Consider the following 5,875-nt stretch of genomic DNA (forward strand, 5'->3'; position numbering starts at 1 on the left):
GAATAAATACCTAAAGGGATCTCGTTATGACGCTATTATTGAGGAATAATAGCTTTTGGTATTAAATTTAGGTCCCAGTTAATTACCAATCCTTTGGCAAGAGACTTTGCTACTTCTTTTCCATAAAGGTACTCGCAAAGATATAAAGAGGCTTCGAAGCTTTTCGCCCCACCTGCAGAGGTTATGTATTTACCATCATGTACAAACAGTATGCTGTCCTTTACTTTTAGAGAAGGAAACATTTTTTTGTATTTTGCAATATCGCTTGGAAAAGTTGTAGAGGTAACCTTGTCTAACAAACCGGCTTTTGCCAGAACAAAAGCACCATCACAATGTGAAGTCATAAATATCGCATTCTTGTCCACCCTTTTTACAAAATTAAGCATAGCGGTATCTTTTAAATCGGTATCCAGATGATGTTCTGCACTGGGAATTACCAATATATCTATTGGTGGAAGAGAATCACTTAAATAATTAAAATCCGGTAAAATGCGCAATCCCTCAAAAGTAGTAATTGGCTCTAAGGTATTAGCCACCGTAAAAGTATTCATGGCCTTTATACCTTCTCTGTATTTTGTGTGCTGAAAAATGTCATAAGGGGCAGTAAATTCTGTATTATATGTGCCATCCATAATTAAGAAGGCAACATTATAACTATCAGGATGTAATTCTATAGTTCTTTTAAGAATGTTTCCTGAAAGTTTAGAATCATTCTTTTTTTCGTTGCAACCAAAAAACAAACCAAAAAGCAACAAGAAAGAGAGGGTTTTTTTTATAGCCATTATTTTCGGGAATTTCTTAGAAGTATTTTTTTCAACAACAAAAGTAGCAAAATACCAAGCAAGCCTATAAAAGTTGCCAAATACCAGGTGGTTTCATAACCAAGCCTTGCAATGGATATCATCCCGGAATTATGTGCGAAAATGTGAGAGATAGAAAAGGAAATGCTGTAAAGGGCCATATACTCTCCTTGTCTGCCTCTTCTTGCTCTATCCATGGCAAATGCATTTGAGAATGGGAACGCTATCATTTCTCCCAGAGTCATCAATAACATCCCTATAACAAGGACACCAATCCATGTGGTGAAATTTAATATCAGAATACTGAAAGTAACGAGTATTAAACCAATTATCATATTGGATATTTTAGATAAAGACCTTGTTTCCAAAAACTTTATCAGGGGCATTTCAAAGACAAATATTAGGAAGCCATTCATAGCCAAAAGCAAACCAATTTGAGTTTCATTTAATGTGTGCACATCGTTATAGTAAATGGGGATTGTGGAAAAGTACTGCACAAATACGAATCCGAACAGGACCATTGCTATAATAAACACTAAATACGGCAGATCTTTATATGCAGATAAGGGCATTTTATTTTCAATGCTATCAAGGACTTTTACCTTTTTAGGATTCAGGAGGACTAATAACAAAATACCGGCTGCTATACAAGTAAGGCCATCCACCCAAAATAACCCACGGTAACCTAAAGTGCCAATAATTAAACCACCTAAGGCAGGTCCGGCAGAAAATCCAAGATTTATTGCAAGACGAATAAGTGTTACTGATCTTGTTTTATTTTCGGGCTTACTATATGCGCTAAGTGCGACAAATGTTGCCGGTCTGAATGCATCCGCAATGATCATTAATACAAAAATACCAGCACAAATTGTCCAAAATGAATTAAGGTATTGTAGTACTAGAAAAAGTACCCCGGTCAATATAAGACTTACCAGCATCACGGGGTATGAGCCAAACATATCCGTTAATTTACCTCCCAGCCAGGCACCAATTAGCGATCCCAAACCAAAACAACTCATTATAATACCTACATTCTCAAGTGTGAAACCGAGATCCTGGGTAAGATAAAGTGACAAAAAGGGGATTACCATTGTCCCAGCCCTGTTTATAAGGGTAATTAAAGACAGCCACCAAACTTCTCTGGATAATCCCTTAAATGAATTTATATAGTTATTATATATTGATTTCATTCTGCTTAAATCATAAAAAAGCCTGACATTCTTGCCAGGCTACAATCTATTAAATAGAATTGATTCTAAGCATAGTGGCATTGTTTCCTTCGATAAGGAAATGCTTTTACCATCCTCAGAATTAAAGATCTGTTCATATTTAGTCTTGCAAAGTAAAAATATATAAAAAAAAGAGATGTTGTATTTTTGAACGAAATACATATCCATGAGAAAAAGTCTTTTATTTGGAACCTTATGTTTATTTATCAGTATTTTGGGATGCGCAGATAAACGGAAATATCACGATACTATTAAGTCGGACATAGCATCGGATAATTCAGAGATGGTTAGGGAGATTTTATTATTTCAAAATAAACTCAATGAAGAATTCCAAAATCCTGAGACCTCTCCCTTGCCGGACAGGTATCGAAAAGACTTTGATGGTTTAGATTTCTTTAAGCCGGATACTTCATTTAGAGTAATAGCTTCCATGGAGAGGACAGCAGATGCAATTCCTTTTATGATGCCTACTACTACTGATCGTCTTTCTGAGGAAGTGGTATACGGGGTAATTAATTTTACTTTAAAAGGCCAAAAATACAGCCTTGAAGTATATCAAAACCTGGAGTTAATGCAAACCACAGAATATGAAGATTATCTTTTTTTGCCCTTTTTGGATAATACAAACGGCGAAGAGACCTACGCCGGTGGTCGTTATCTGGATTTAGCAATTCCTGAAGGAAATTCTATTATACTCGATTTTAACAAGGCTTATAACCCTTATTGTGTGTATAATAAGAAATATTCCTGTCCTATTGTCCCAAAAAGAAACTTCCTGAACACTAAAATTATGGCAGGGGTGAAAAGCTTTAAACAAAATTCAAATAAATAGGCCCCGATGTTTTACAATCAGGGCCGGCATTTATTTAACTAAACAAAACAAACTAAACTATTTTTTATATCTAGAAGGCAAATACGGCAGCAACCAGGAAGGAGGCTAAACTTTTTGACGCTTCTAAATCATTATTTATAAATGCATCATCTGATGCACTGTCTAATCTGAACTCAGGAATAAATTTCAGATATTCTCCAACGGTTATATTTCCTGTAAGCGCTATTTCGAATACATCCGAATCTGCAACTCCTGTGCCAATAGCACCAAAATCGCCCTGTTCTGAGAAATATTCCGCCCGTAGTCCAATGGCAAATGTTTCGGATGTTGTATATTGAGGATATATTGCTGCACCCCAAAAACCGACCCCGTCAGTGTCTTGGTAGGTAGCATTTAAACCAAGAAAAAAGGAATCACCTATATCAAATCCACCGGTATAGTCAATTTGGAAAAGACCCTTAATATCAGTGTCGGTTGGAACCCCCGCAACAAGGACCTCATTAAACCCTTGTTTTCCATATATAAAGTTTAAAAATTGACCAGCATACCCTAACTGGGCTCCAAAGGAATATTCGCTAAATGGGTTAATATCAGTAAAATCTGTTGGATTCATTACTGCTACCATTATTGACCAGTCGTTCCCAAGATCAAAATCAGCCTTTATACCGGCGTGTGAAAAAGGGCCATATGAAAACATATAGGAAGTACTATAATTAAAGTTTCCAACCGGGGAAATTACCTCGTAGCCCAGGAAAGTATTAAAATTTCCAAAGGTTAATGTGGTTTTTTCACTGACATTCCAGTAAACATAAAGCTGGTTAATAATATTCGCCGAACCTAAAGGCGATCCGAAAACGGCTTCTTCACCGCGTGGGCCAAAAACTAAATCGGCAACAACTCCTACTTTTTCGCCTTCATAAGCTCCTATTAAGTTTACCATACCTAATGCAAAACCAGGTCTGTTTGCAAAAGAAGTTCCGGGCGCGGTTGGTCCAACAGATCCACCGGCGTCGTCTGGTATTACTTTGTTAAGGCCATTAAAATTAGCTCTGAAATAGCCATCAACTGACCCACTAAAGGAAAATTTCTTTTTTCCCTCTTCTTCCTCTTCCTCTTGCGCAAAAGCTGCTGTTCCTAGCAATAGCAATGCCAAAAGTAAGAGATTTTTTATGTAACTTGTATTTGTAAATAATTTCATAATTCAATGTTTTTGAGATTCCCGTTTAGGGAACGCGTTAAATGTTATAAATTGATTTATTTGAAAATTTTACATAACGGAGCGTTCTGCCAAACGCTCCGTTAACTTTTTCATATTTTATTATTGTTCACTCATTCTAAAATCGGCGTAGGCGTCCATTCCATGCTCAGCCAAGTCCAACCCGTCTATTTCTTCTTCTTTAGGAACTCTTATTCCTACTGTTTTCTTAAGCGCAAAAATGATTAAGAAGGCCGAGATACAGCAGAATACTCCCACTGAAGCAATTCCGGTTAATTGATATATTAACTGTTGTCCTCCGGCTAAATCTCCAAATATGCCTACAGCAAGTGTTCCCCAGATTCCGCATATAAGGTGTACGGTAACTGCTCCGACAGGGTCATCTAATCTAATCCTATCAATTAAGGCTACGCCAAGTACAATAATCACACCGGCTATAAGACCTATAATTACTGCCTCCGTAGGTGACATGAGATCAGCACCAGCTGTAATACCTACCAGGCCGCCCAATATTCCGTTGAGGAACATAGTTAGGTCCATATTCTTATACATAATTGTAGATAATGCTGCGGATGCAACACCGCCAGCCGCTGCGGCTAAACAGGTAGTCACAAGTACAAGTGATGTAGCAGCCGGGTCTGCAGATAAAACAGAGCCACCGTTAAACCCAAACCAGCCCAACCAAAGTATTAAAACACCCGCTGTAGCCATTGGAATACTATGTCCCGGGATAGCATTTGGCTTCCCGTCCTTACCAAATTTGCCAATTCTGGCTCCCAAAAGGTAAATGGCTATTAAAGCTCCCCATCCACCAACTGAATGTACCAAAGTTGATCCTGCAAAATCATAAAAGCCTCCTCCTTCTTCTCCTCCTAATGAGGAAAGGAATCCGCCACCCCATTGCCAGGAACCGGCTATTGGATATATAAGACCTACATAAATGATTGTAAAAATCATAAAAGGACCTATTTTAATACGTTCGGCAACTGCTCCTGAAACAATTGTTGCTGCTGTTGCTGCAAACATTCCCTGGAACAGAAAATCTGTCCAGTAGGTATAGCCACCATCGGCATATTCCGCTGTCATCCCATTTTCAGGGGCGTCAATACCAAATCCGGCAAATTCAAAAATACCCATCGAACCTTCTTCAAATCCGGGATACATTAAATTAAAGCCACCTATATAGTACAATAGGAGTCCTACGGTAATAATAAAGATGTTTTTAAAAAGTATATTAATTGTGTTTTTTTGTCTGGTGAGGCCAATTTCTAAAAAGGCGAACCCGGTATGCATAAAAAATACAAGGGCGGTACATACCATCATCCAAACATTGTTAGCTGTAAATAATCCTGCTTCCATTTCTTTTAAGTGTTAGTTAGTGATTTTTTAGTTGATTCCGGAATGGCCATTTTCCTTGGTTCTTATTCGATAAGCCTGGAGGACATCGGAAACAAATATCTTACCATCACCTACATTTCCTGTATAGGCGGCTTCCAGCACTGTGTTTACGGTTCTTTCAAGAAATTCATCAGACACGACTATTTCCAGATACCTTCGTTGGATGTCTGTGGTACTGTATGAAATACCTCGATAGACATGTCCTTGCTTTTCATTACCAACTCCAGTTACATCCAAGTAACTAAAGAAATTTACCTCAATTTCATGAAGTGCATTTTTCACATCATCAAATTTGGATTTTCTAATAATTGCTTCAACTTTTTTCATTTGTAAATTTTATTGTTGATCCCGGCAAATATATATTAAAATAATTAAGACCCTAAAAAAATAGGGGGTGGTA

General features: G+C 37.5%; 6 protein-coding genes. 1 reads left to right on the forward strand and 5 read right to left on the reverse strand.

Annotation, left to right across the window (positions count from 1 at the left end; all coding sequences use genetic code 11):
• Positions 1-35: 35 nt before the first annotated feature.
• Together WBN20_RS15290 and WBN20_RS15295 are read right to left on the reverse strand one after the other, a co-directional pair.
• Positions 36-782 carry a DJ-1/PfpI family protein gene (locus WBN20_RS15290; protein ID WP_424282304.1) on the reverse strand — a complete coding sequence of 249 codons (747 nt, stop codon included), beginning with the start codon at positions 780-782 and terminating at the stop codon, positions 36-38.
• Positions 782-1,990 (reverse strand): MDR family MFS transporter, encoded by a 1,209-nt coding sequence (locus WBN20_RS15295; RefSeq protein WP_424282305.1) that lies wholly within the window; start codon positions 1,988-1,990, stop codon positions 782-784. The genes WBN20_RS15290 and WBN20_RS15295 overlap by 1 nt, the downstream gene beginning before the upstream one ends.
• Before the next feature lie 205 nt (positions 1,991-2,195).
• Here WBN20_RS15295 and WBN20_RS15300 point away from each other — a divergent pair, with 205 nt between their 5' ends.
• The gene (locus WBN20_RS15300) at positions 2,196-2,861 is read left to right on the forward strand and encodes a DUF1684 domain-containing protein (protein WP_424282306.1); all 666 of its coding nucleotides are present in this window, start codon (positions 2,196-2,198) and stop codon (positions 2,859-2,861) included.
• Between the two features lie 70 nt (positions 2,862-2,931).
• On the opposite strand, the gene WBN20_RS15305 is transcribed toward WBN20_RS15300, so the two are convergent.
• From WBN20_RS15305 to WBN20_RS15315, 3 genes are all read right to left on the reverse strand, one after another.
• The gene (locus WBN20_RS15305; RefSeq protein ID WP_424273348.1) at positions 2,932-4,059 is read right to left on the reverse strand and encodes an outer membrane beta-barrel protein; all 1,128 of its coding nucleotides are present in this window, start codon (positions 4,057-4,059) and stop codon (positions 2,932-2,934) included.
• Between the two features lie 120 nt (positions 4,060-4,179).
• Complete coding sequence (locus tag WBN20_RS15310) at positions 4,180-5,436, reverse strand: ammonium transporter (RefSeq protein WP_424282307.1); 1,257 nt, start codon at positions 5,434-5,436, stop codon at positions 4,180-4,182.
• A 27-nt stretch (positions 5,437-5,463) separates the two neighbouring features.
• Positions 5,464-5,802, reverse strand: a complete 339-nt coding sequence (locus WBN20_RS15315; protein WP_424282308.1) for a P-II family nitrogen regulator — start codon at positions 5,800-5,802, stop codon at positions 5,464-5,466.
• Positions 5,803-5,875 lie beyond the last annotated feature (73 nt).

It is taken from the genome of Eudoraea sp. (genome assembly GCF_049665975.1).
Lineage (GTDB): Bacteria > Bacteroidota > Bacteroidia > Flavobacteriales > Flavobacteriaceae > Eudoraea.

What these genes read in the sequence shown, in the direction of transcription:
- WBN20_RS15290 (WP_424282304.1), bottom strand. Translation starts at nt 782, where the DNA reads ATGGCTATAAAAAAAACCCTCTCTTTCTTGTTGCTTTTTGGTTTGTTT.
- WBN20_RS15295 (WP_424282305.1), bottom strand. Translation starts at nt 1,990, where the DNA reads ATGAAATCAATATATAATAACTATATAAATTCATTTAAGGGATTATCC.
- WBN20_RS15300 (WP_424282306.1), top strand. Translation starts at nt 2,196, where the DNA reads ATGAGAAAAAGTCTTTTATTTGGAACCTTATGTTTATTTATCAGTATT.
- WBN20_RS15305 (WP_424273348.1), bottom strand. Translation starts at nt 4,059, where the DNA reads ATGAAATTATTTACAAATACAAGTTACATAAAAAATCTCTTACTTTTG.
- WBN20_RS15310 (WP_424282307.1), bottom strand. Translation starts at nt 5,436, where the DNA reads ATGGAAGCAGGATTATTTACAGCTAACAATGTTTGGATGATGGTATGT.
- WBN20_RS15315 (WP_424282308.1), bottom strand. Translation starts at nt 5,802, where the DNA reads ATGAAAAAAGTTGAAGCAATTATTAGAAAATCCAAATTTGATGATGTG.